We start from the raw sequence: 25,441 nt of genomic DNA, 5'->3' as shown, positions 1-25,441 counted from the left end.
ATTTATTTCCATTCTTCATACCAGTAATAATCAATTAGGGGAATGCCATAATCACGAGCTTCTTTGACATTATAATAATTAGATGTGCCGTGGAAGATATCGATCCAATAAGGGTAGCCTGGCCAGAGCCCGTGATAAACATCACCTGTATCCATTACAGTTAACGAATTGTATTGTTGTCCTTGAATTGTTACGGGTTTGCTTAAATATATGACTGTGCCAAAGGGCAATATGGGTTCCAGCGGACTGCCGCCGTCATTTATTGGGTAGCGCGGGTGTACGGCTATGCCTCCCAAAAAATAGGGCTGGCCATTAGCGGCTTTTGGAGCCCCGGATTCCTCTGTATAGGCAGTACTGCGCTGGTCTTTCACAGAAAAACGAATATACCATTTTGGGGGCAGCTTTTTTTCTGCCGGCGGCGAATTCTTAACATGAGGTACTTCTTTTTTTCTGTCACAACCGGAAAAACAAAATGAGGAAATGGTTATAATTAGAGTGGTAATAAGAATTTTTATAATAACATTTCTACATCTTGATAATTTCATATTGAAACCTCCTGAGCTTTTGTGTATAGTTTTTGCCCGGAGAGATTGATTAAAACAGTTTTATTAGGTTTTTACAGCGTTTTTTAATGTTATAATAATCAAGATCGTGAACTGGAGGAGAAGAACGGAGAACATGGAAAATTTAGGTATTGATCCGCGGCTTTTTGATTATATTAATCATTCGATTAATGAAACACCTTTTTATAGTCTGCTGGGAATTAAAGTAAATAAACTGGGGCCAGGTATGGCAGAATTGGATACTATCGCTGAATCTAAGCATAGTAATCCGCTGGGGGCTGTTCACGGTGGCCTTTACATGTGTATAGCGGATGCGGCTATGGGTAATGCGGTAAGAAGCCTGGGAATTAAAGGGGTGACAGCTGATTGTTCTACGGCTTTTATAGCTGCGGCTAGTAATGGCGACAGGATAGTAGCCCGCGGACAGGTTCTAAAGGCAGGCAGAAACCTGGTTTTTGTCCGTGCTGAGGTTTATGCCGGCGAGAAGCTTGTGGCTGATAGCAAAGGTACATTCTATCGTACGGGAATTATAGAGTTTAAATGATCGGAGCAATTACATGCCCGTTGATATTATAAATATGACCGAATACTGTTTGTTTACATTTGCCACAACTTCTTATGCCCTGAAAGCCGAAAAGGAACTAAAGACTGCCCAGGCTATTTTTGTTGTTGTTCCTACCCTGCGTGAGATTTCCAGCAGCTGCGGCCTGTCGGTAAAGCTTCCCTGTGAAAATCGTGAAGACTATCTGAACATTCTTAATACCAAAGGGGTAAAGGTCGACAGGATATATGATGTTAAAAAAGTTGGCAAGAAAAATCAGGTGACAGTTTTAGAAAGTTGGCTATAGATTACACGCAAATGTCAAAGCATGGCGCTTATGAAAATCCGTAATAATCTGTGGTTAATGTTATTAGTGGGGTTGGGGAATGGATTCTTTTAAAAGTGAAGATATAGCGGCATATTTTATGCCAGAGGGCAGACTGTCTCAGGCAATTAATGGTTATGCCTTTCGCCTTGAGCAGGTCAATCTGGCGCGAGAGATATCTGAGGTTTTTATTAATAGTGAGTTCCTGGTATCTGAGGCTGGAACCGGAGTGGGTAAAACCTATGCCTACCTGGTACCGGCAATATTATGGGCTAAACGAATGGGAAAGAAGGTGCTTATTTCCACTCGCACCAAGGCTCTGCAGCAACAGCTGGTGGAAAAGGATATTCCTGAAATTATTAAGGTCATAGGGATAGAATGCCGTTACGTCGAAGTCAAAGGGCGGGAAAATTACCTGTGCTGGAATAAATACCAGGCAGTTATTTCAGGTAAAATCGGTCTGGACGCTTCCGAACTTTCATTTGTTGAAAAAATACTGGTGTGGACACAGAAAACCCGCAGCGGTGATCGAAAAGAACTGGGTTTGCCGGGTGACATCATGCAGCACTGGCCGTTGGTGGCCGCTGAACGCCGCACCTGTTTAAGGGATAACTGCCCGTATTCAAATCGCTGTTTTCGCATCAAGATGCTGAGAAGCCTGGAAAAGGCTGATCTGATAGTGGCAAATCATGCGCTGCTCCTGGCGGATACCCTGGTTGAACACAGCATCTTGCCCGAATACCACCACTTGATCATTGATGAAGCACATGCCTTTGACCGTGAGGCCTTCGATAAGCTTTCTCTCCGCCTTTCATATTATGAAATCAACGATCTGCTGCGCTTCCTGGCCAGTAAGGAAAAGAAACGCGAAAAAGGATACCTGCAGCATTTACGCAGCAAATATGCCCATTTAGCCATGTTGCTGACTGAAGCTGCTTCTGCCCTGGAACGATTTGCATATGAAAATCAGGGACTTTTTAATATTCTGGGATCATTTCCTGGGTCAGGGAAGGAAAACGAGAATGCAAAGGTTTTAAAGCCTGCTGATTTGCGCACTCCCTGGTTTGAGGACGTAATGGACCGGTATTTTGCCTGGCAGGAAAATATCAATCTGTTGCTGCTGGTTTTGCGCAACCTCAGCAAAGAAATTGAAGACGATAATGACAGAGGGCAGTTGGATAACATTATTCAGGCTTTGCAGGAAACATCAGATACAGGTTGCTTCGTATTTGAAGAGGAATTGGAAAAACGGGGCCGGATTATGTGGCTGGAATTGAAACAAGGAATAGCCGTGGCTGTTGCCTCTTCCCTCGTCAATATCGGGCTTTCTTTACAGGAACGCATTTATGACCGCCTGAACAGTTTGGTTATGCTCTCAGCCACGCTGGCTGTTGAAGAAGATTTTTCTTATTTTATCGAACGCAGCGGTCTACTGCCTTACAAAAAGGAGGACAGGCTGCGAACTCTCCTCGAACATTCACCTTTTGATTACGAAAAACAGGCCCGATTATATACGGTGGATAATATGCCCGATCCGCTTCATCCTGCTTATAATAAGATTTTAACGGAAAGGCTGCAAGATATTATCGCAGCCACCGGCGGCGCAACCATGGCTTTGTTTACCTCCCGCAAACAACTGCAGGAGACGGCAGCGAAGATCCGCCCATTTTGTGAACAAGCCGGTATCCGCCTCCTGGCGCAGTATGAAGATGGGGAATTTGCTTTCTTGATGGAAGAGTTTATGTCTTCCTCAAAGGCCGTTCTTATGGGTTTGGAAACCTTCTGGGAGGGGATAGATTTAAAAGGGGATTTACTGCGATGTGTAGTCATTGCCAAACTACCTTTCCGCTCTCCGGGTGACCCTTATGTGTGCGCCGGTGAATTATATTGCCAAATGAATAAGAAAAACAGCTTTCAGCATTTCATGCTGCCTGATGCCGCAGTGCGTTTTAAGCAGGGGACGGGAAGGCTGATTCGCAGCGAAAAAGACCAGGGTGCGGTAGTAGTTTTAGATAGTCGATTGGATCGTAAATCATACGGGACTGTTTTTAAAAACAGCATTCCCATCAAACAACAGGAGACAATAAGTGGCGAGTTATTAACGTCGTCATTGCAGCAATTTTTAAATATGACATAAACATTATTAATAGAAATGTAACCATTTGATAAATCCCTACATAATATAAACCGTAACCACTCCAGAAGGAATTAATAATATGAAGGGGGATTAATCAATGCGCGTTTATTATTTTCGTATTCCGAATTTCTTAAGAAATGTTCTCATGAAAATATGGGGATAATAAAAAGGAGCAGCCGCGGCTACTCCTTTTTTATGGGTGCTGAGAAACAATGCGGGGATTGCGCCTGCGCTTGGGTCTGATATTAATAATTCTGGGGCTGGTATTATGGGCGTATAGTTATGTTTGGCAGCATATGTCCAGGCACCGCCATGTTTTACCCGCGCAGTCCGCGTTGTTTTCTCGATCCTGCCCGCAAAAGCTAGATGGCTTTATCACTCAGGCCTATGCCCACTATTCCGCCCAGAGCACCCGAGATTAGGCATATGAACAAGTTTGAAACAAAAGCCTTTGTGCTTACCAGTGAAGAATCAAATACAAATGTTGCTATAAGCATGAGAATAAAAAAGGCTACCCCCATGGCAAGACCGCGGACAAGTCCTTTGCTGCCGTAATCTTTGCTTACATAACATGCTCCCCAAAATACGCTGATTATCAACACAATATTGGCCAGAGTAGGCAGCAGGGTTTCTTTGATTCCTGAATAATAGACCAGGCCCGCAATCAACAAAGATAAAACAATCGATACGATTAATGATTTACCCAGACCTTTAATTTCGATAGAAACACTTTTATTCATTAACAGCACCTCCTATGCAACTAGAATATGATGGAAATGACGTGCTTATTACATTGGATGAAAAGATAATCGTCATAGATTAACACAGATTGTTACCGATTTTTGGGTTTATATTGTGCTCAATTTCGGAATCCACGGATGATGGCACAGAAAAGAATATACTTTTAATATTTGAATACGCCCCGTGGTCTGCTCATAGACATAATGACAGGTGGATTTCTGGTTGGTGGTGGAAATATGCCGGTTGAAAATGTCTTTGTGATGAGCATAGTAGCTGGTCTATGTACTTGTGTTGGAGCATTATTACTGTTCTTCAAACGCAATTGGAGTGATCGGGGCCTGGCCTTTTTTTGGGCTTGGCTTCGGGAGTAATGGTGGCGGTTGTCTTTTTTGACATGCTGCCATCCGCTCTGCTGTACACTTCTCGCGGTCTGGCTTGTATGGGAATTGGAGTGGGCGTTCTTGCTCTGGCCCTATTTGACCACATAATTATGCATCGGGTGTCAACCCATGATTCACTGTTCGCTTTGGGCTACCTGGTAATGCTTGGTATCGCTCTGCACGATCTGCCTGAAGGAATGGCCATAGCACTAGGAAGTGAGATGAAGGCCCGAACTGGCATGGTCATAGCCATGGGCATTGCTATACATAATATTCCCGAAGGCATGGCTATAGCTGCTCCGTTATTAATGGGCGGGATGAGACGACTTAAGATATTTAACCAGACCTTTTTAGTAGGATTGATTACTCCCCTGGGAACACTGCTGGGATGTATGGTAGCCGCTAGCGTGCCGCGCTTTATGCCGTTATTGTTAGGCTTTGCATCAGGGGTCATGATATACCTGGTAATTTTCCAATTATGGCCGCAAGCCCGGGGCAGAGGAACGAAAACCCGGTGGTGGGGCTTTTGGGCGGGAATGATCGTTATCGCCCTGGCAACTTTTGTTTAGGTGACAGGGGGAGGTGACAGGGGGACGGTTCTCTTGACACCATTTCAAAATGGTGTCAAGAGAACCGTCCCCCTGTCACCTCGAAAAAGTATATGGCATCCATCTGTGTTTGTCTGTGGCCATTAACCTTATTTTTTTGCATAAATATATTCGTATAGTTGGACAATAAGCCAAAAATATGGAGGTAATCCGGCTGATGTTTAACTGGTATTATCTGGTCATAGCAGCCCTTTCAGGCGCGGCCATGGCATTACAGGGCACATTTAATGCTGCCCTGGGTAAAATTCTGGGAGTGTGGCAATCAACTTTAATAGTACACATCATAGGCACTATAACAGTGCTTATTATATTTCTTATAGTGGGGAGCGGATTCAACGCTTTTTCTAAAATGGCATCAGTTCCCTGGTATGCGTACCTGGGCGGTATTTTGAATGTAATAATAATTTTTGCGGTGGTTATAACCATGCCTAAAATTGGAGTGGGAAACGCTACCACAGCTATAATTGTAGCCCAGATTTTAACTGCTTTGTTGGTGGACGGGCTGGGCCTATTCGGCATGAAAAAATATGAATTTCATTATATTGACTTGCTAGGTGTAGCATTACTGGCTGTAGGAGCACGAATTCTGTTGATGGACTGAAAAATAATTAATCTTGTAATTTCAGTGACAGCGACTTGACAGGCACAGTGATATAATTTTCCCAGAGATGGCTTGCGGAGGGATGTGTATGAGCCTGCGTTACATTCTGGGAAGAGCCGGTCAGGGTAAGACCCGCCTGGTTATGAATGAAATAAAATATTATCTGGATAATGGGGACGATCCTCTGATACTGCTAGTCCCTGAACAATATACATTACAAGCGGAGCGGGACTTGATGGAGAAGCTTGAGCTGCCCGGAATTATGCAGGTAGAGGTCTTAAGCTTCACACGTATGGCCAGCCGGATTTTTAATGATGTCGGAGGTTTGACCAGAACCCTTTTAAATGAACAGGGAAAAAATATGATTTTGAGAAGGGTGATAAATCAGAATCGCCATAAACTTACTATTTTTAAACCGGCTGCGCTGCAGGACGGGTTCGTGCTTAAATGCAGTGAAATAATTGCGGAAATGAAGCAATACAATATAAGTCCGGCAGACCTCCTTGATAAAATGACAGCGATTGAAACCAAAAGCACCTTATATATGAAGCTCAATGATATCGCCGTTATATACGAAGAAATGGCGAAATATCTCAGTGGACACTACCTTGACATGGAAGATTACATAAATTTCTTTATTGAAAAACTTGAAGAAAGCAGTTATTTTCGTGAATCTCGCATCTGGATGGATAATTTCACTACCATTTCTCCACAGAGCCTGCGGGTGGTGGAAAAACTGATGCAGCATTGCCGGGAATTTAGCATCAGTCTGACTATCGCTCCGCCCGAGGACTCGAAAGACAAAGATCTCTTTACTATATCAACGCGCTGTTTGAGAAAAATCAAAGAGATGGCTGCGGTTCTGGGAATAAAAGAGGAAGTAATCTGGGTTGCGCATAACGATTCACAATTGCGGAAATCACCTGAAATAATTCATCTGGAAAAACAACTTTACGTTTTTCCAGGCAGAAAGTATGATGAAAAACCGGAACATATACATCTATTTGCTTCCAGCAATATGGTGATGGAAGTGGAGAATCTGGCGGCGCAAATAGTGGCCCTGGCCCGGGACAATGAACTGCGTTGGAACCAGATGGCGGTGATATGTCAGGATATTGGCAATTACGGCCCGCTGATTAAACGTGTTTTTAATGAATACGACATTCCTTATTTTATGGATGAGAAAAGGGAAATCGTAGATCACCCCTTAATTCAGTTCATACTGGCTTCATTGGATCTTATTCAACGCAATTACCGCTATGAGGATTTGGCCAGGTATTGCCGCACCGGGTTCACATTTCTGGATGACGGAGCCTGTGACATTTTGGAGAATTATCTGCTGCGTTATGGCATAAAGGGTTCTCTGTTGAAAGAAGATTTTAAAGCTGGAGATCCTGCCAATCTGGATTATTTGAATTACTGCCGCCGGCTGTTAATGGAACCGCTGCTGCGGCTGGAGGAGAACCTGGCCTCCGCCCGCGATTATGCCAGCATAAACAAAATCATATTTAACTACCTTGAATCCATGGAGATTCCTGTGCGCCTGGCGGGTGAAATTGAACGAATGCGGGATAAGAAGCAATATGATCTGGTTAATGAGAATACTCAGATTTGGAATGCGGTAGTCGAAAGCCTGCAGCAAATCAGTGAGATACTGGGGGAACAGGAGGCTGCCTTAAAGGAATACCGACAGGTTTTGGAGGCTGGGTTCATTTCGGTGGAACTCGGTATTATACCTACTACCGTAGACCAGGTTTTGGTAGGCAGTATACAACGATCAAAAAGTCATGATATAAAAGCGCTGTTCGTGCTGGGATTAAACGATGGGGTTCTGCCGAAAAAGGGCCGGGAAGAAAAGCTCTTATCAGATGAAGAAAAAATGCGGCTTGAATCATTGGGCCTGCAAATCGGGCTTAACCATGAATTGCGCAGCCTGCAGGAGGATTATCTAATATATAACGTATTCAGCAAGCCCTGCCATGAATTGTTTTTAAGTTATGCCTTGGCTGATTCAGAAGGCAGGGCCCTGCGTCCGTCCCTTTTGGCAGAACGCATAAAGTCTTTGTTCCCGGGTTTGATAACCATTACTGATCTGATGGACACCAGAGAACAGCAGTTTAAAATGATCTCCACCCCGCGCAGTACTTTTAAGTACGCTGTAAACAGGATGAGAATGGCTCTGGACGGGAAACCGATATACCAATTCTGGGACGATGTATGGGATTGGTATGGTATTAATGAGGAATGGCAAGGATACAGGGAGCACGTTTTGCCAGCGTTTACATATCATAACCAGGTTGATGATATGGGGATGCAGGTGGCGAGAAAACTCTACGGCAGCCCGCTGCGTTCCAGCGTTTCCCGCCTGGAGCAGTATGCCAGCTGTCCCTTTGCCCATTTTATTAGTTACGGATTATCACCGGGAGAACGCAAACTGTATGAAGTAGCCAGCCCCGATATCGGCCTTTTGTTTCATAATGCTTTGATGAGTTATGCGCAGAAGATTCGGAGTGCTGATATGACATGGCAGGGATTAGATAGGGAAGACAGTGATGTTTTGATGGATCAGGTAATGGAAGAACTGGCACCGGAACTGGCTGATGGTGTTTTTGCCAGCACTCACCGTTATCGATACCTTCTAAAGCGTTTACAAAGGGTAGGGCGCAGAACCGCTTGGATTCTGGTTCAACATATAAAGGCTGGTGATTTTCAACCTGTGGCTGTTGAGTTAGGCTTTGGAACAGGACGGGCGTTGCCGGCTTTAGAAATCGAGTTGCCCAATGGAGAAATGCTCTATCTGGAAGGACGTATTGACCGTGTGGACATATTTGATGATGCAAAGGAGAGTTTTGTACGAATAATTGATTACAAAACCGGTGGTAAATCATTCGATTTGGCTGACGCTTATAACGGATTGAGCCTGCAGCTCCTTTTATACCTGCAGGCGGTTCTGAATGCACCGCAGCAAATAGGCAGAGAAAGACTTAATCCTGCCGGAGTATTTTATTTTAAAATTGATGATCCTCTGGTTAAAAGTGATAAGGATATTATGGAAGAGGTCGAAAAGCAGATTGCCCAAAAATTAAAAATGGATGGCGTTTTGCTGAAAGACGTACGTATCATCAGGGCCATGGACGCTAATGCTGATACGGGCTCGCACATTATACCAGCCGCTATAACCAGTAATGGTGAGGTGCACCGCCAGTCGTCAGTTCTGGAAGAATCTGAATTCGCGGCCTTATTGCAGCATATGCGGGAACTGGTTAAAAAAATGGGTTTGGAAATTATACAAGGAAGGGTCAGAATCAATCCGGTTAGAAACGAAAAAGGCAGTGCCTGTATTTATTGCAATTACAAGTCCATATGCCAGTTTGACCCGTTGTTTGAGGATAATCGCTATCGAAACCTTCGCAGCCTCAAGCGGGAAGAAATTATAAATCTGCTGGTCAGGCCAGTGCAGGAGGCTGAAGAATAATGGGATGGACTGACGAACAGAGAGAAGCCATACAAAACCGCAGCTGCAACCTGCTGGTATCAGCCGCGGCCGGATCAGGGAAAACCGCTGTTCTGGTCGAGCGTATAATTAACTTGCTGGTGGAAGATAAAAATGAGGATAAGCTTGATATCGACCGCATGCTGGTGGTTACCTTTACGCAGGCCGCAGCCGGTGAGATGCGTGAGAGAATAAGTGCGGCCATCATAGCCGAACTTGCGAAGGGGAATTCAGACGAGCAACACCTGCGCCGCCAGCTTATGCTGCTGGGTCGGGCTTCTATCAGCACCATACACGCATTTTGCACGGAAGTGTTAAGAACCTATTTCTATCTGGTCAATCTCGATCCGCAGTTTCGCATCGCCGATGCGCCGAAAGTGAGTTATTGAAACTGGAAGTCGCAGAAGTCTTAATGGAGATGGAATATGAAAAGAATGATCCTTTGTTTCTGGAACTGGTCGAAAGGTTCAGCACCAGTCGCAGCGACCAGGGCCTGCAGGATCTGATCTTACGATTATATAATTTTATTCAGAGCCAGCCGGCGCCTCTGGAGTGGCTCAGCCAGAAGGTGGAAGAATATAACCTGGATAGAGATAATTTTATGAGAAGTCGTTGGATGATGGTATTAAAACCCCAGCTGATATCTATGTTAGAGGAAGCTTGTGAAAGATTTCAAGAAGCCATTACCCTAAGCCAGATGCCGTCTGGCCCGTATCCATATATGGAAGCATTGGTTTGTGACCTGCAAAATGCGCAACATATGCTCCATTTGCTTAAGCATTCTGACCTGGATGGTTTCTATAATTTTATCAACCAGGCGGAGACAATGAGATTAAAAAAAGTAAATAAGGATGCCGATCCTGATTTGACCGCACTAACCAAGCAATATCGACAAGAGGGTAAAGACCTGATAAATGAGATAGGGGGTAAAATATTTTCCAAATCCCCTAGTGCATTGCTGAACGATATGCGGGAGATTTATCCTTGTCTGCAGTACCTTCTGTCGGTGCTTGAGGAATTTACCGGGTTATACGAGGATAAAAAAGCAGAAAAAGACCTGATAGATTTTAATGATTTGGAACATTATGCCCTGCGGATTTTGGCAAATCCCGAAGTACAGCGGGAATATCGGGAACGGTTCAGCTATATATTCGTTGATGAATATCAGGACAGTAATTTGGTGCAGGAAACCATTATTAATTATATAAAACGCGAAGATAACCTGTTCCTGGTTGGAGATGTAAAACAGAGTATCTATCGCTTCAGGCTGGCTGACCCTACTTTGTTTTTAGCCAAGATGGCGGCCTACAGCCCTAAGCCGGGCGAAAGAGACCGGCGCATAGATCTTAAGACTAATTTTCGCAGTGCCCAGCCTGTAATTGATGCGGTAAATTATCTCTTCGGGGCTATTATGTCTGAAAACCTGGGTGAAGTAAGCTATGATGAACGAGCCAGGTTATACCGGGGGATTGAAGGAGGAGAACAGGGCGAAGCAGTAGAAGTCCACCTGCTGGAGAAAAAGCAGGAACTTGACGAGAGTGAGGAACTCCCGCTTGACCATATGCAAAGAGAAGCTGCAGCTGTGGCCCAGAGAATTAAAAAACTTCTGCAAGAACCCCTTTGGGATGTGCGCCAGCAAAAATACCGTCTCCTAGAATATAAGGATATGGTTATTCTCCTGCGAGCTACGGGAAGATGGGCGCCGGTTTTCACGGAAGTGCTTCTGGCCGAGGGCATACCTGTTTATGCCGATGTCGGCAGCGGCTATTTTGCATCAGTTGAAATAAGTATTATCATGAATCTGCTGCGGTTAATTGACAACCGTTATCAGGACATAGCGCTTCTTAGTGTGATGCGTTCTCCTCTGGCTGAGTTTACTCTGGATGAAATGATACAGATCAGGATGTGCTGTAGAGAGGGTTTCTTTTACCAGGCCCTTGAAGAATATCTGGTGCAGAATGACGATACGCTGAGTCAAAAATTGGCTGCATTTTGGAATAAATTAGCTGAATGGAAAAAGGAATCTCGCTGGATGCCAGTGGACGAATTTATATGGAAACTATTAAGTGAAACCGCCTACTTTAATTACTGCGGAGCAATGCCGGGGGGAGTACAGCGCCAGGCGAATCTGCGTATTCTGCTTGATCGGGCCAGACAGTTCCAGGAAAGTTCTATGCGGGGACTATATAATTTTTTGAAATATGTAGATAAACTGCAGAGCAGCAGCGGTGACATGGGAATGGCCCGCGTTCTGGGCGAAAATGATAACGTGGTTCGCATAATGAGTATTCACAAGAGTAAAGGCCTGGAATTTCCGGTGGTAATAGTTGCGGGGTTAGGACAACAGTTCAATATGAGCGACAGCCGTTCGGTTGTGCTGTTACATCGTGAACTCGGTCTGGGGCCAAGGCTGGTGAAACCAGATCTCAGAACCTACACGGATACCCTGCCGCGGATGATAATCAGCAAGAAGATTGCCCTGGAAAGCCTTTCTGAAGAGATGAGGGTTTTGTATGTGGCCATGACCAGAGCAGAAAGCAAGTTGATTTTATTTGCATCAGTTTCCGATTTGCCTAACAAATGTGCGAAATGGAGCCGTGAACCATCTGTAAACAGTCTCGCCCGGGCTGTGAGCTTCATGGATTGGATAGGTCCAGTATTGATGAAACATGCTGATGGTTCCCGGCTGAGGGAAATGGCAGGATTGGAATCAGCATATGACTCACTGTGGGCAGACGGCTCAAGCTGGATAATTAAAATATACGAGAATATGGATGCAGACAAAGAAAAAACGGCTATTGAAGAAATTATTCAGGAAGTTGCGGCTGTTGTAATGGATGACCAGGCGAAAATGGCGGGAGAAGCCGCAGAAGCGTTCCGTCGTCTGGAATGGACCTATCCCCATAGACTGGCTGTAAATTTGCCTTCCAAAATATCAGCTACCCAATTAAGCCAACAGGGCAAACAGGAGGAAATTCGTTTTATTAGTTTAAAAACCAATAAAAACGAATATCTCATTGCCGATTATATCGGCATCCCAACGAGGAAGTATAAATCATCTGGTTCTGCAGCATTTGCATTTTAAACAGCTAGATTGTGAAGAGGATATAAAATATCAGCTGGATAAAATGGTTGAACGAGAAATCCTTCGCCCTGAAGAAGCTGATATTGTAAATATTCATAATCTGCTGCAATTTTTCAGGTCAGATTTGGGACAAAGGGTGATGCGGGCTGATGAGGTTTGGAGAGAGAAGCCGTTCAATCTGGTAATTAGCGCTGATCAATTCCTGCAAAACGAGGAAGCGCAAGATTGCAATGATAAACTCCTGCTGCAAGGGGTTATTGACCTGTATTTCCGTGAAGGCAATGAATTAGTCCTGGTAGATTATAAGACCGGCCTGGGAGAAAAAGCAAGCATTATGCAGAGTTATCGTGCCCAAATAGCCATATATCGTCAGGCCCTGGAGAGCATACTTAAAATGAAGGTAAAAGAATCATACCTCTATATGCTTGATAAGGGAGACATTGTATTGGTTGAATGATTGCGAATTATGTTATTCCAGCTTTTTCACAAATTCCTTTTGTAGTTCTTCTTCATTTTTAAAGGCATAAGGAACATCATCTCCCCATTTTTCCATAACCGCATCGAGCAATGCCCTTAAGACTTGTTCTCGGCTGGTCAAGGATTTTGAATAATCATAACCCTTGTTGACAATGCGATTCAGCCATTCAATCTGTTCAGTATAAAGACTGGCATTTAATTGCATACTGCTGCGTTTGCGCACCCTGGCCGCGGTTGTCTGTTCTTCTTGCTTAGGTGGTGAAGAGGTATTTTCATCAGCTGGTATTTCACAAGAAGAAGACTTTTCCTGAACAGGGACTTGTTCTCCAGCCATTTCCCGAGCCAGCGCCCATTGTTCACGGGCAATTTTTTCAATTTGCGGATATTGCTTAATATTTTTATTGAAAATGGTTTTATTAAACCAGGTTATCGCTTCACTGGCGTTCCCGGTCTGCCTGTACAATTCCCCAATTAAGTATGTGGCTTGAACATCGCTCATATTACCGATAGATCTGAAATCACGGTTAAAGGCTTCGAGATATGACTGTAGGGCCTGCGTTACATATTCCTTCTGTAATTCCACGTCACCTTTTTCTCTGGCCATCCAGGCAGCCCCAAGCAGCAAACCGGCCAATTCGCCAGGACGGGCTTTGCGCAGCTGGGCGGAGCGGATGCCGAGTTGATATGACCGCAGGGCCAGAGTAAGGTCTCTTTCATGGCAAAAATCAGGGTTATCGGCAGGGATGATTTTGGGGAGAGCCTGAGCGAGCTGCTGGACAATTCTGTCAGGTATTTCCTGGCCGAACAGGTTATTGGATGCGGCATAATAACACGAGGGACATACTACGATGGTGTAGTGAAGAGGACTAACCCCTTTATATATCGTGTGAAAATCCGGCTCTCTTCTTTCTACATTAACCTTTGAACTACGGATAGCCCATGATTTAAATATTTTGGAACAGACCGGACAATTATAACTGCGCTCGTAAAAAACTCCATCATCTAACATATGTATCACCTCAAAAATATATATTCTTTAGAATTTTCGGTTTATAATTAATTATAACCAATTATCAATTGCTAATCTATCGGTGACATTAGTCACGGTTACAAAAGAAGAAAGGAGTAAAACAACAAAATAAATCGGCTTATAAATGTTGCTTTTCAATATTATTTAAAGTTATAGAGAGAAGTCTGTCTGTTGCTGTCAACCCAACGGTATTCAAGACAGTCATGAGGGGGAAAATGATTTGAAAATAAAAAACTTTATGAGCACCAATATTATTCACCTGCATCCCGATGACACTCTAAAACAGACTGCCGATTTGTTTCTGCAGAAAAGAATCGATGGAGCTCCGGTAATAGACAAAGGGAAGATCATAGGCCTCCTTACAAAAACCCATCTGATTCGCGCTATAAGCAATGGCACCGACATGAATAAACCCATACGGTTTTTTATGAGCCCGGAAGTTAAAACTCTAAACCCTGATGAACAGATTACCGATGTTGATATAATGTATACCGGACGCTACCCGGTGGTGGACAATGGCGAACTGGTTGGCATTATAACTAAATCAGACATAATGGTAGCCTTAAATGAAATCATTGATGACATGTCAGGTCAACTTGAAACCCTCATTAATTCCGCTTATAATCCCATTGTTTCAATAGATCGTGACGGCATTATCCGCATGTGGAACCAGTCCGCCGAAAGGTACACCGGCCTGCATTCATCAGATGTGCTGGGTACATTTATAAACGATATTATTCCTGAAAGCCATTTATATGACATTGTAGAGAGCGGTAAATGTGAATTCGGCAAACGAATACGCATAGGGAAGAATTCCTTTATCACTAACCGCGCGCCTATCATTAAAAATGGCGAAATCACCGGCGCCGTAGCTGTACTGTATGATGTATCCGAATTGGAAAGTGTTACCCAGGAACTTGAATATGTTAAAAACCTTAATAATGAGATGAATGCTATTATAGATTCTTCATTCGATGGTTTATATATTACCGACGGCAAGGGCATAACCTTGCGGATTAATAAAGCCATTAAACGCATGACCGGGTTAGGGGAGGAAGAACTCCTGAATAAATCCATGAATGAACTGGTTGAAGAAGGTATTTTATCCCGGTCAGCTTCTCTGCTGGTTCTCGAACAAAAGGCCCCTGTAACCACTACATTAACAACCGTTACCGGTACAACCCTTCTGGTGAGCGCTACGCCGGTTTTCGATCAACAGGGCAACATTTTTAGAATTGTCACCAGTGTGCGTGATATCAGCGAATTAAATATGCTGAAACAAAGAGTTGAACAATTAGAAGGATTAAAAGATCATTTCGAATTCCAGATGAATACCCTGAAGGCCCGTCTTTCCGGAGATCTGATTTATAAGAACAAGGAAATGGAACACATAGTGTACCAGGCGCTCAAAGTGGCTGAAGTGGATTCAACCGTTTTGATCTCAGGTGAATCCGGGGTGGGCAAAGAAATAATCGGTGAACTTATACAACGCAACAGCAGCCGACGCGAAGGGCCTTTTGTAAAACTTAATTGTGCGGCTATCCCTGACAACCTTCTGGAATCAGAGTTGTTCGGTTATGACCCGGGTGCATTTACCGGGGCTAAAAAGGAAGGCAAGCCTGGCCTTTTTGAATTAGCTCATGGAGGCACATTACTTCTTGATGAAATTGGAGATATTCCTTTGCACCTGCAGGTTAAATTGCTGCGAGCTTTGCAGCAAAGAGAAATTCTGAGGGTTGGTGGAACCAAACCTATAAAAATTGATGTGCGCATTATCGCTATAACCAATAAGGAACTGGAAGAAATGGTTTCCAGAGGCGAATTTCGCGAAGATTTATTTTACCGTTTAAATGTAGTTCCAATATATGTACCTCCGCTTCGAGACAGGAGGGAAGATATTCCGCCGCTTATAAAACATTTCCTGGGCCGGTACAATGAACGCTACAATATGAAAAAAGTTATCAGCCCTGAAGCTATAGAAATGCTGATGCTCTACAACTGGCCGGGTAATATAAGACAATTGGAGAACCTGATCGAAAGACTGGTGGTAACCACAAGTACGGAAGTTATAGATCAATCACACCTGCCAGGCTATATCCTTACCGGCAACGAATCTATTAAGCGGGATAATAACCAGCCGGTAAGTGTCAATTCTATTGTGCCATTAAAAAAGGCGGTGGAGAGCTTGGAAAAACAATTGCTGGAGAAAACCTTCGCTGTCACCAGTTCTTGCAATCGGGCTGCGCAGCTTTTAGAGGTTGATGCCTCCACCATATCGCGCAAGGCTAACAAATACCAGGTAAAGTATACAAAATAAAAAAAGGCAGGAGCCCAGATGGCCGCCTGCGGGTAGAAAAGAAGAACGTTATAAATTTTGGGGGAATCTCAACATTCAAGTTTGTTCGAACGAACCCAGATCTTGTTCTTTTCAGCTTCCTTAATGAGTTCGTCCCTGAAGTCCGGATGAGCTATATTGACCAGTTCTTCAGCCCGCTGCCAGGTGGTTTTGGCCTTCATTATAGCGTAGCCATATTCAGTCACTACATAGAAATTGATGGAGCGGGGAACGGTGACTATGGTACCAGGGCTTAAGGTTGGAACGATTCTGGATTTTACTGTGCCGTCTTTCATTTTTGCGGTAGAACTTAAACATATAAGTCCTTTGCCGCCTTTGGAACGGAACGAAGCGTAAATGAAGTCCAACTGTCCGCCGGTACCTGATATTTGTTTAGAGCCTGAAGCTTCGGAAGCCACCTGGCTGTACAGGTCAACTTCCAGAGCGTTGTTGACGGCGAATACTTTATCGTTTTGCGCGATTATAAAGGGATCGTTAGTGTAACTAACGGGATAACTGGCGCAAACAGGATTATTATCCATAAAATCATATAGCTTCTGTGATCCCATTGCGAAGGTGTATACCATTTTCCCTTTATCGATGTTTTTCAATCTGCCGGTAATGCGTCCCGATTCATACATATCCACATATGAATCAACCAGCATTTCTGTGTGTACACCAATATCTTTTAAATCGGATTTAGCTATTAATCCGCCCACTACATTAGGCATAGCTCCGATACCAAGCTGCAGACAGCTGCCATCTTCCATAAGGCTCATAACAATTTCGGCTATTTTAACGTCTATTTCTGTGGCCGGAGGAGGGTTCGTGCTAAAGAGTTTGGGATTAGTCTGGCTTTCAACAATATAATCAACCTGTGAAATATGAATACTTTCTCCGTTTCCGCCCAGACATACGGGAACTGAAGTGTTGACTTCTACGACTAGCTTTTTGGCTTTATCTGCTATATAAGATGTAACAGAGTTTGAAGTGCCGATATTAAAGTATCCGTTAGCGTCCATAGGCGCCACACATATGAAAGCAACATCAATAGGAGTATAATCTTCGATTAATTTGCGCCCTTCGTGATAGGTCAGGGGAATGTAATTGCAAAGGTTTTGCCCTTGCAGCATCCGGGAAACCGGAGAAAAATGCCAGTCATGGAAACGAAAATGCTTGCGTTCAGGGTCAACTTTAACCACTTCAGGCATAAAGGTTACGGTAACACAACGAATCTTGACGTCTTCGAGTTCGTTAACCCGGCGGGCCAGTGCGGCATCAAGATCTTTAGCCTGCATAGCAAATTCGCCGTAATGCACCCAATCGCCTGATTTAACTATTTTTACTGCTTCATCAGCGCTGACCAGTTTTTCTCTGTACTGGTCCAATAATAGGTTTTGAGATAAAATAACTGCCATAAATTCGCCCCCCAAAATTATTATTTTTAACAGGTTAATAAGCTGAGTGAATTCAGATTTTAAACTGGGCCAGGCACCTTGATAAATATGATTGAAAAACAACTTAACAATCAGCCTTACATCAGTTCAACTTCTGATTCACCTCCCCAATAATGGTTTTGCTTTTTGTGTATCTAGCCATTTTAAATGCAAAAAGCATGCCATACTTTGTAATTATAGACAGGCATGCCGTTTATCCATGGTAAATTAATTTCAAAAATAGCGGCAGAGGCAGTTCTGGCAAGTTTGGATTTTTTAATCGGGGAAATTATAATTTGTGGCGGGCGGGTATTTTGTATTAAGGTGGGAAATAATGTTGCATTATTGCATTGCAGTTTTGCATTAGTGCAAAACCTTGCAGGGAGCGGTAATTATATGGACAGGGACTCAGATTTGCATTATTGCATGAGAAATAAAATGGGAATATACAATTAAATTACATCTGCATTTTTTAATACATGATTTGATGGTAAAATCTATAATGTATGGTCTCATTAAGTATACTACATGTAAACCAAACTTGAAATATTTTGCTAATGAAAGCGAGGGAAGCTGATTTATGAAAACTTTATATGTTGATGAAAGAATTAACTATACCGGTGAAGAATTGAGAGCACATTGGATTTACAGCCGTTTTGGCATCCTGGGCGATGCGGTGGTCGCCTTTAAAGGCGAAGTTAATGTGCCGCGAGACAAAATGATTGATATTAGTGAAGTGAAGGAAAACAGTTATATCTATTCGCCGCTGATGCTTAATTTTATTATTGAACATTTTTGTAACGATCTCGACCTGGGTATCTATCGCCAGCGTTTATTTATGGTGTGTATTTTAGAAGAGCTTTTACAGCATTCTGTACCTGCCACCCGCAGAGGGGATAATATCTATATTCATAAAAATAAACTATCTGTTTCTATCGCCACGGCTACCACTGTATCGACCTTAATTCATGTGGGACTGAATATTGAAAGTGCCGGAACCCCTGTAGATACCAGCGGCTTAACTGAACTTGGCATTCAAGATATCAGTTCGCTGGCTGAAAATATTATGCTGCGTTATATCAGGGAATTAGAACAGATAAACGATGCACGCTGTAAAGTCCGAGCGGTATAGCCAGCTTGTTAAGCAATAGGGGTTAAATTACAATAATACAGGGAAAGGGGAGATGTTCTTGGAGGACAAAGGTAAGCTGGAATTAATCGCAGCCAGAACTTTTCCTGCTAATTGGGAACTTGTGCAAGTGGTTGATTTTCTCAACAAGACCTTAAAGGACAAGAATATTATGTTTGGACTAAAACAAGATAAAGAAAAGAAGGAAATGACCTTAACAGTGTATGAGGTCTGATGGTGAGATTAATATGAGCAAAGAATTTCGAGATTTTATTAAGGAAATAGTCAGCATAGTAGTTATTGCGTTTGTTTTGGCCATGATTTTACGTACATTTGTAATTGAAGGCCGCATTATTCCTACGGGTTCTATGATTCCCACTATAGTTGAACAAGATAGGGTAATGGTATGCAAATTTGTTTACTATTTTAAAAAGCCCCAAAGGAGATATTGTGGTTTTTGAACCTCCTGCAGCGATCAATGCTACCAACGATTACATAAAAAGGGTGATAGGGTTACCCGGGGAAAAGGTGGAAATGAAAAACGGTAAGGTTTATATAAACGATAAACCACTGAAAGAGCCATATGTTGATGAAGCTCTCAATTATGAATACGGACCGGTAATTGTGCCTCCCAACGGTTTGTTCGTAATGGGGGATAATCGTAACCACAGTTTTGACAGTCACTACTGGAACGCCTGGCTCACACAGGACCGTTTAAAAGGCAAAGCCTTTGTAACCTACTGGCCTCCGGGTCATATTAAGCTATTGCCCCGGGGGGTTAGTTTTGAATGAGAATACTATTAACCAATGATGATGGCATTTATGCCGGGGGATTCATGCCCTGGCTAAGGCCCTGGGTCCTATTGCGAGATTTATATGGTGGCGCCTGATCGTGAAAGAAGCGGTACCGGGCATTCTATAACCGTTTTTGAACCGATTAAAGTTGTGCCTAACAATTTTCCCGGCATTAAGGCTTCCTGGACCGTAGGGGGAACACCGGTCGACTGTGTAAAGCTGGCGGTTAATCGTTTGATCGATGAGCCAGTGGATTTAGTTGTATCCGGGATTAACCATGGGCCCAATCTGGCACGGATGTCCTCTATTCCGGTACTGTATCCGCCGCCGCCGAAGGAGTGTTATTGGGCATCCCTTCCATAGCTGTGTCTCTTAATTCCTATCAAGCGGAAATGGATTTTACGTTTGCCGCTCATTTTTGCAGGGAATTTATAAATCTGGTTATGAAACATGGATTGGAAAGGAAAACTCTTATTAATATTAATATACCCGCCCTTGAACCGGCACAAATCAAAGGCAGCAGGATTACAAGGCTGGGGGTTAGAAACTATGACAATCTCTTTGATGAACGTAAGGATCCTCGCGGCAATACCTACTATTGGCTTGGAGGCGGCGTGGTAGATGAACCACAGGAAGAGGATTCGGATGTACTGGCAGTTAGGCAGGAATATATCAGTATAACTCCTATTCACCTGGATTTAACTGATTACAAGCTGATCAAGGAATATCGAACCTCTTTTGCTTCCTATCTTGATCTGCCGGGAGATAAATTATGACCATTTTTAGTTTCCTGATTAACGCGGTTATCTTTTTTTTGCTCCTGAACATTGGATATATTCGCAACAAAAGGATGAACCCATCTTATCCGGATAAATCCATTAGCCAGGCGTTTATATTTCCGCTGGCTCTGGCCCTGGTATTTACACTGTTATTTGATGTTTTTAAAGGCTTGTTTATTTACCAGATTCTAATATTTGCAGTATCAGCCGGAATACTCTACTGGCTCTTCTATATGATGGGAAAAAATAAGAAGTAAAAATACCGGTGTTTTGAGGTTAAAAAGGTTTTGCTACTTTAAGCAAAGTATAGTACCATTTTTACGGTATAGAATTTTTTGAGGAGGTTGTTTGATGAAGGTATACCCTACCAGCAAGATTCGTAATATTGCCCTTGTGGGACATGGAGGAACAGGAAAGACTTCACTGGCTGAAGCTATGCTTTTTAATACAGGGGCTACCAAGAGGCTGGGAAGGACTGATGACGGAAACACCGTGGCTGACTTTCTGCCCGAAGAGATAAAAAAGAAGATTACCATCAGCACAGCTCTGGTTCCCTGCGAATACAGGGACCATAAGATAAATGTTCTGGATACCCCTGGTTATGCCGATTTCTACTTTGAGGTAATAGCCGCTTCCAGGGTTGTTGATTCTCTGGTTATGGTGCTATCAGCTACAGCCGGTGTGGAAGTACAGACTGAAGTAATCTGGGATGATTTCCCGGATATTCCCAAAATGGCGTTTATTAATCGCATGGATCGTGAAAATGCAGATTTTTATAAGGTTATTGATGACATGAAGAACAAGCTGTCGGGTCAGATTGTGCCTGTTCAACTGCCTATAGGATCCGCAGATACTTTTAAAGGTGTAGTTGACCTGATAAGCATGAAGGCTTTGATTTTCGAAGCTGGTTCCGGTAAGGTAACGGTTCAAGAAATTCCTGCGGATATGACAGATGATGTAGCGCTCTATAAAGAGGCCTTGGTAGAAGCAGCAGCCGAAGCTGATGATGACCTTATCAATAAATACCTCGAAGGGGAAGAACTGACTGACGATGAAGTTAGAGCAGGAATTCAAAAGGCTGCTGCCAGCGGCTCAGCCGTATTCGTATTCTGCGGTTGTGCTACAAACAATATGGCAGTAAAACCCCTGCTGGATTTTGTGGTAGATTGCGCGGCTGCTCCAGATACCAATATTATGATCAAGGGAAAAAATATTGAAACCGAACCCATGGCAGCCCAGGTTTTTAAGACTATTGCCGATCCGTATATCGCCGTTTGACTATGTTCCGTCTCTATACCGGACAAATGAAGAGCGACACCCCTGTGTATAATGCTAATAAAGAAAAAGAAGAAAAAATCGGGCAAATACTTATTATGACCGGCAAGGAACAGGCTGCGGTGCCGGAGATTTTTGCCGGGGATATTGCTGCGGTAGCAAAACTGGCTGTAACAAGCACCGGTGATACGTTGACAGTAAAAACTAACCCCGTAATCTTTGATCCAATTGTTTTCCCGGAACCAACTCTAAATATGGCTATTGAACCCAAGAGTAAAGGTGACGAAGATAAATTAAGCGGAGCTTTGCAGAGAATTCTGGAAGAAGACCCCACCATTAAGGTTGAAAAGAATACGGAAACCAAACAGACTATTCTTAAGAGCATGGGTGATACTCATGTTGATATCATTATTGACAAGTTGAGTCGTAAATTTGGTGTGGATGTGGTCAGTCGGGAAATGCGCATTCCCTATCGTGAAACTATTCGCGGCACTGTTGAATGCGAAGGCAAACACAAAAAACAGACCGGTGGTCATGGACAGTACGGCCATGTATGGATTAAATTCGAACCGACTGATGAAGGAGAATTTATTTTCGAAGAAAATGTTTTCGGTGGATCCGTGCCGCGCAACTACTTCCCCGCGGTCGAAAAAGGCTTGATTGAAGCCATGGAAGAAGGCGTGCTGGCTGGATATCCCGTAACCAACTTAAAAGCAACTCTATATGATGGTTCATATCATTCCGTAGATTCTTCGGAAATGGCTTTCAAGCTGGCAGCCAGGCTGGCCTTCCGTAAAGGCGTGGAAATGGCCAAACCGGTGCTTTTAGAACCTATTATGAATGTAGAAATAGAAGTACCCGAGGCTTATATGGGCGACATTATCGGTGACTTGAACAGCAAACGCGGACGGGTTATGGGTATGGAACCGGCAGGGAAGAAACAGGTTATCAAAGCGCAGGTTCCCCAGGGAGAAATGGCCCGATATACCATTGATCTTAAATCCATGACTCAGGGACGCGGCAAGTTCAGAATGGAATTTTCCCACTATGAAGAAGTACCGGCTCAGAATGCCGAAAAGATAATAGAGAAAGCCCGTCAGGAGAGAGAAGAAAAGGACAAATAAACTGATTTAAAAAAGAGAGCTGAAAAGCTCTCTTTTTATGCCCTTCTTTTTAATTGTTGATATAGTACGTCTTGTGACTGGGGGCTGCTGTCAATAAAATAGAAGTAATACTCCTGGCGAGTTTCTGACTTGGGCAATACCCTTAAATCATAGAGGGTATAACAAATATAAGTTGCAGCAAGACTGGTTAGAAATATTGCCATAATATATAATGAATTATCACTAATCAGCAATCCGCAACAAGAAAGTACCAGCAAAAAGACAGACATAAGCAGCAAGGCAAACAGTGAACGAACTTTATGCAAAATACGACCCCCCGGTTAGTATTAATATAATTCTTACCCGGGTAGTTACTATTAATACTTTCAAAGTCAAGAACTGATTAAAGGGCAGGAAGTTATCGTGAATGAGTTGCTTACAGGTTTACAATTAGAAATTAGCCTGTATCCCCTACTGGGTTATTTGTTAGGTGCGGCAGCAATTTTACTGATTACTGCCGTAGCAGAAAAAATCTGTACTTTTGTACTGCGCAGATTTATCAGAGAAGCTGAGAATAGGGGTATAGCCGGACTAGGAAATTTCCTGGCCGCATTTGTAAAACCCCTGCGTTATTTAGTTTATCTTTTAGGTATTTATTTAGCCATTCGTTATCTGCCGTTGACCCAATCGGCAGATATAATGACGGGTCAAATATGCCGTTCATTATTAATTATTATTTTAGGGATGGGTTTTTACGATCTGTGCGCTATCGATTCCCTTTTTTCTGAAGAAATAAGGAACAATCTACACCTTGATATTATTTTGCTGCCGTTCTTTTCAAAGCTACTGCGTTTTATAATCATAGCCCTGGTGATTGTACTGGTAGCCAACGAATGGGGATACGAAGTAAACGGTTTCATTGCTGGTCTCGGTCTGGGGGGCTCGCGGTGGCCCTGGCGGCCCGGGAAATGTTGGCTAACCTTTTTGCCGGCATAGTCCTGATTATGGAAAAACCTTTTATTCTGGGCGAGAACATCTCTACTCCCAGAGTGCAGGGAAAAGTAGAGGACATTTCGTTTCGCAGCACCAAAATACGCGCCGGGGACCAATCACTGGTGACGGTTCCTAATGCCACTCTGGCTAATGAGCCCATTACCAACCTGTCGCGAATGGACAAACGCAAAATCAGCTTCTATGTCAGTCTGGCTGCAGATACACCGGCAGAAAAAATACTATCATGTATGGACAAGATAAGGCAATTATTACTGAATACACCTGGTTTGCAGGAAGACGGCATTAAAGTCAATCTGGAGATACTTTCAGCATCAAGTATAGATATTCTGGTTAGTTGTTTTACGGTTGGCAATCAGGGAGAAGACTACCTCGCTAACCGGCAGATTATCAATCTGGGAATTATTGAAATTCTACGCCAGGAAAACCTCACTATGGCAGCAAGCACTGCAAATATAAAATAGAATTATTACTTGCACATCAACACGCACACCAAAATAAAACGAAAAATCCCGAGTTGCAGAAAAAGGTATAAGGCCATATTATGGTAGCAGGTAATATTATTTGCACCAGATTAACCATTCGTTTATTGTGCTGCGAATACAATAAATGCCTGTTTTATGTTTACCCATAAAAAGGTCAATCTTCTATCAGAATATAGCTCAACTTTCACAATCTTCCCCCACGTTCTTCTCTTTGCTACGTAAATGAAAATGGAAGAAAACATTTACTCGTTATAACACATTTTAAACACATAGAAAGGATGTTTAATGTGGAGGTAACATTTATTCAATCTCCTAATTATAGCCGCGGAAGACACAATAGAAGAATTTTAGCCATCGTAGACCATATTACCGCGGGATCAGCTGAAGGCGCACTCTCCTGGTTATGCAATCCGATATCTAAAGCATCAGCCCATTACCTTGTTACACGCAAGGGCGAAATATTTCAGATGGTTAAAGATGAGGATACGGCTTGGCATGCCGGCATAGTCAATAAACCTGACTGGACTTTATACGATGGCAGCAATCCCAATTATTATACTGTGGGAATTGAACATGAGGCTCTGGGCGGGCAGGCGCTGACCGAGGCTCAGTATCAGGCCAGCCTCTGGCTGCACCGACATATTATTGAAAAATATAATATACCAGCAGATAGAGACCACATCATAGGACATTACCGCATAGATTCGGTAAATCGCCAACATGATCCCGGCCCCGGATTTTCATGGGAAAGGTTGTTTAAAGATCTTGCCGACCCTGCTTCTCAGTACCCGGCAATTAAAATTAAGATAACAAAACCGGAAATACACGGATTGTTGATTAATAACCAGGTTTATGCGCCAGTACGCAAGCTGGCCGAGGCTCTTGAAAAAGAAGTAGAGTGGCATGAGGATATGCGGGCTGTAATTATCCCGCCGATAAATACAACTATACCGGCGGCCCCTCCAGGATCTGTTAATATTGTTACGGGAAGCAGCATAATACCAGGGGTTATTTATAATAACACCTCGTGGGTACCGGTGAGGCCGCTCGCAGAGTCACTGGGGCGTAAGGTAATCTGGGATAATAAAAAACCGTAGTTATAATCGAATAGC

21 protein-coding genes and 3 pseudogenes are annotated in these 25,441 nt (G+C 43.3%); 19 read left to right on the top strand and 5 right to left on the bottom strand.

Going from position 1 to position 25,441, the window contains the following annotated elements; genetic code table 11:
* Positions 1-2 precede the first annotated feature (2 nt).
* Complete coding sequence (locus tag JCM14374_RS07695; protein ID WP_054695656.1) at positions 3-545, bottom strand: DUF8837 domain-containing protein; 543 nt, start codon at positions 543-545, stop codon at positions 3-5.
* 133 nt (positions 546-678) lie between these two features.
* On the opposite strand from JCM14374_RS07695, the gene JCM14374_RS07690 reads away from it, so the two are divergent.
* The 3 genes from JCM14374_RS07690 to JCM14374_RS07680 all read left to right on the top strand — a co-directional run bounded on the left by JCM14374_RS07690 (position 679) and on the right by JCM14374_RS07680 (position 3,566).
* Positions 679-1,107, top strand: coding sequence for a PaaI family thioesterase (locus tag JCM14374_RS07690; RefSeq protein WP_054695653.1), 429 nt, complete (start codon positions 679-681; stop codon positions 1,105-1,107).
* 13 nt (positions 1,108-1,120) lie between these two features.
* Positions 1,121-1,411, top strand: a complete 291-nt coding sequence (locus JCM14374_RS07685; protein WP_054695652.1) for a putative Se/S carrier protein — start codon at positions 1,121-1,123, stop codon at positions 1,409-1,411.
* A gap of 79 nt (positions 1,412-1,490) precedes the next feature.
* Positions 1,491-3,566, top strand: coding sequence for an ATP-dependent DNA helicase (locus JCM14374_RS07680; RefSeq protein WP_054695647.1), 2,076 nt, complete (start codon positions 1,491-1,493; stop codon positions 3,564-3,566).
* 362 nt (positions 3,567-3,928) lie between these two features.
* On the opposite strand, the gene JCM14374_RS07675 is transcribed toward JCM14374_RS07680, so the two are convergent.
* A complete protein-coding gene (locus tag JCM14374_RS07675; RefSeq protein WP_054695644.1) occupies positions 3,929-4,306 on the bottom strand; it encodes a TIGR04086 family membrane protein in 378 nt (125 codons plus the stop codon).
* Positions 4,307-4,662: 356 nt separating this feature from the next.
* On the opposite strand from JCM14374_RS07675, the gene JCM14374_RS07670 reads away from it, so the two are divergent.
* The 6 genes from JCM14374_RS07670 to JCM14374_RS07645 all read left to right on the top strand — a co-directional run bounded on the left by JCM14374_RS07670 (position 4,663) and on the right by JCM14374_RS07645 (position 12,931).
* The gene (locus JCM14374_RS07670; protein ID WP_157049023.1) at positions 4,663-5,256 is read left to right on the top strand and encodes a ZIP family metal transporter; all 594 of its coding nucleotides are present in this window, start codon (positions 4,663-4,665) and stop codon (positions 5,254-5,256) included.
* 196 nt (positions 5,257-5,452) lie between these two features.
* Complete coding sequence (locus tag JCM14374_RS07665; RefSeq protein ID WP_054695639.1) at positions 5,453-5,896, top strand: DMT family transporter; 444 nt, start codon at positions 5,453-5,455, stop codon at positions 5,894-5,896.
* A gap of 88 nt (positions 5,897-5,984) precedes the next feature.
* Positions 5,985-9,371 (top strand): helicase-exonuclease AddAB subunit AddB, encoded by a 3,387-nt coding sequence (addB, locus tag JCM14374_RS07660; RefSeq protein ID WP_054695636.1) that lies wholly within the window; start codon positions 5,985-5,987, stop codon positions 9,369-9,371.
* Positions 9,371-9,778, top strand: coding sequence for a UvrD-helicase domain-containing protein (locus JCM14374_RS07655; protein WP_054695634.1), 408 nt, complete (start codon positions 9,371-9,373; stop codon positions 9,776-9,778). The genes addB and JCM14374_RS07655 overlap by 1 nt, the downstream gene beginning before the upstream one ends.
* On the top strand, positions 9,775-12,474 hold the full coding sequence (gene addA, locus JCM14374_RS07650; protein WP_054695631.1) for a helicase-exonuclease AddAB subunit AddA: 2,700 nt from the start codon (positions 9,775-9,777) through the stop codon (positions 12,472-12,474). Before JCM14374_RS07655 ends, addA begins: the two co-directional genes overlap by 4 nt.
* Positions 12,464-12,931 carry a PD-(D/E)XK nuclease family protein gene (locus JCM14374_RS07645; RefSeq protein ID WP_054695628.1) on the top strand — a complete coding sequence of 156 codons (468 nt, stop codon included), beginning with the start codon at positions 12,464-12,466 and terminating at the stop codon, positions 12,929-12,931. The genes addA and JCM14374_RS07645 overlap by 11 nt, the downstream gene beginning before the upstream one ends.
* 12 nt (positions 12,932-12,943) lie before the next feature.
* On the opposite strand, the gene JCM14374_RS07640 is transcribed toward JCM14374_RS07645, so the two are convergent.
* A complete protein-coding gene (locus JCM14374_RS07640) occupies positions 12,944-13,960 on the bottom strand; it encodes a DUF2225 domain-containing protein (RefSeq protein WP_054695626.1) in 1,017 nt (338 codons plus the stop codon).
* A gap of 241 nt (positions 13,961-14,201) precedes the next feature.
* Here JCM14374_RS07640 and JCM14374_RS07635 point away from each other — a divergent pair, with 241 nt between their 5' ends.
* On the top strand, positions 14,202-16,298 hold the full coding sequence (locus JCM14374_RS07635; protein ID WP_054695624.1) for a sigma 54-interacting transcriptional regulator: 2,097 nt from the start codon (positions 14,202-14,204) through the stop codon (positions 16,296-16,298).
* 68 nt (positions 16,299-16,366) lie between these two features.
* Here the strand turns inward: JCM14374_RS07635 and JCM14374_RS07630 are convergent, their stop codons facing one another.
* Positions 16,367-17,734, bottom strand: coding sequence for an acetyl-CoA hydrolase/transferase family protein (locus tag JCM14374_RS07630; RefSeq protein WP_054695778.1), 1,368 nt, complete (start codon positions 17,732-17,734; stop codon positions 16,367-16,369).
* A 598-nt stretch (positions 17,735-18,332) separates the two neighbouring features.
* Between JCM14374_RS07630 and JCM14374_RS07620 the strand changes: the two genes are divergently transcribed.
* The 6 genes and pseudogenes from JCM14374_RS07620 to fusA all read left to right on the top strand — a co-directional run bounded on the left by JCM14374_RS07620 (position 18,333) and on the right by fusA (position 22,854).
* Complete coding sequence (locus JCM14374_RS07620) at positions 18,333-18,884, top strand: DUF366 family protein (RefSeq protein ID WP_054695618.1); 552 nt, start codon at positions 18,333-18,335, stop codon at positions 18,882-18,884.
* Positions 18,885-18,936: 52 nt separating this feature from the next.
* Positions 18,937-19,116: a YpmA family protein gene (locus JCM14374_RS07615; RefSeq protein WP_054695615.1), complete on the top strand. Its 180-nt coding sequence runs from the start codon at positions 18,937-18,939 to the stop codon at positions 19,114-19,116.
* A pseudogene (gene lepB, locus JCM14374_RS07610) lies at positions 19,106-19,673 on the top strand (signal peptidase I). Before JCM14374_RS07615 ends, lepB begins: the two are co-directional and overlap by 11 nt.
* An 84-nt stretch (positions 19,674-19,757) precedes the next feature.
* Positions 19,758-20,452: pseudogene (gene surE, locus JCM14374_RS07605) on the top strand (5'/3'-nucleotidase SurE).
* A complete protein-coding gene (locus JCM14374_RS07600) occupies positions 20,449-20,712 on the top strand; it encodes a hypothetical protein (protein ID WP_054695611.1) in 264 nt (87 codons plus the stop codon). The pseudogene surE and the gene JCM14374_RS07600 overlap by 4 nt, the downstream one beginning before the upstream one ends.
* A 94-nt stretch (positions 20,713-20,806) precedes the next feature.
* Positions 20,807-22,854, top strand: a pseudogene (gene fusA / locus JCM14374_RS07595) (elongation factor G).
* Positions 22,855-22,889: 35 nt separating this feature from the next.
* Here the strand turns inward: fusA and JCM14374_RS07590 are convergent.
* Positions 22,890-23,159 (bottom strand): hypothetical protein, encoded by a 270-nt coding sequence (locus JCM14374_RS07590; protein ID WP_054695609.1) that lies wholly within the window; start codon positions 23,157-23,159, stop codon positions 22,890-22,892.
* Between the two features lie 97 nt (positions 23,160-23,256).
* On the opposite strand from JCM14374_RS07590, the gene JCM14374_RS07585 reads away from it, so the two are divergent.
* The 3 genes from JCM14374_RS07585 (at position 23,257) to JCM14374_RS07575 (ending at position 25,426) form a co-directional block, all read left to right on the top strand.
* Positions 23,257-23,829, top strand: coding sequence for a mechanosensitive ion channel family protein (locus tag JCM14374_RS07585; protein WP_054695606.1), 573 nt, complete (start codon positions 23,257-23,259; stop codon positions 23,827-23,829).
* Positions 23,802-24,308 (top strand): mechanosensitive ion channel family protein, encoded by a 507-nt coding sequence (locus tag JCM14374_RS07580; protein WP_172674186.1) that lies wholly within the window; start codon positions 23,802-23,804, stop codon positions 24,306-24,308. The genes JCM14374_RS07585 and JCM14374_RS07580 overlap by 28 nt, the downstream gene beginning before the upstream one ends.
* A gap of 308 nt (positions 24,309-24,616) precedes the next feature.
* Complete coding sequence (locus JCM14374_RS07575) at positions 24,617-25,426, top strand: N-acetylmuramoyl-L-alanine amidase (protein ID WP_054695600.1); 810 nt, start codon at positions 24,617-24,619, stop codon at positions 25,424-25,426.
* The last annotated feature ends 15 nt before the right edge of the window (positions 25,427-25,441 follow it).

The organism is Syntrophomonas palmitatica JCM 14374, assembly GCF_001311885.1.
GTDB lineage: Bacteria > Bacillota > Syntrophomonadia > Syntrophomonadales > Syntrophomonadaceae > Syntrophomonas_A > Syntrophomonas_A palmitatica.
Note: the sequence above shows the minus strand (reverse complement) of the source record. Positions and strands in the feature narration are given on the sequence as shown.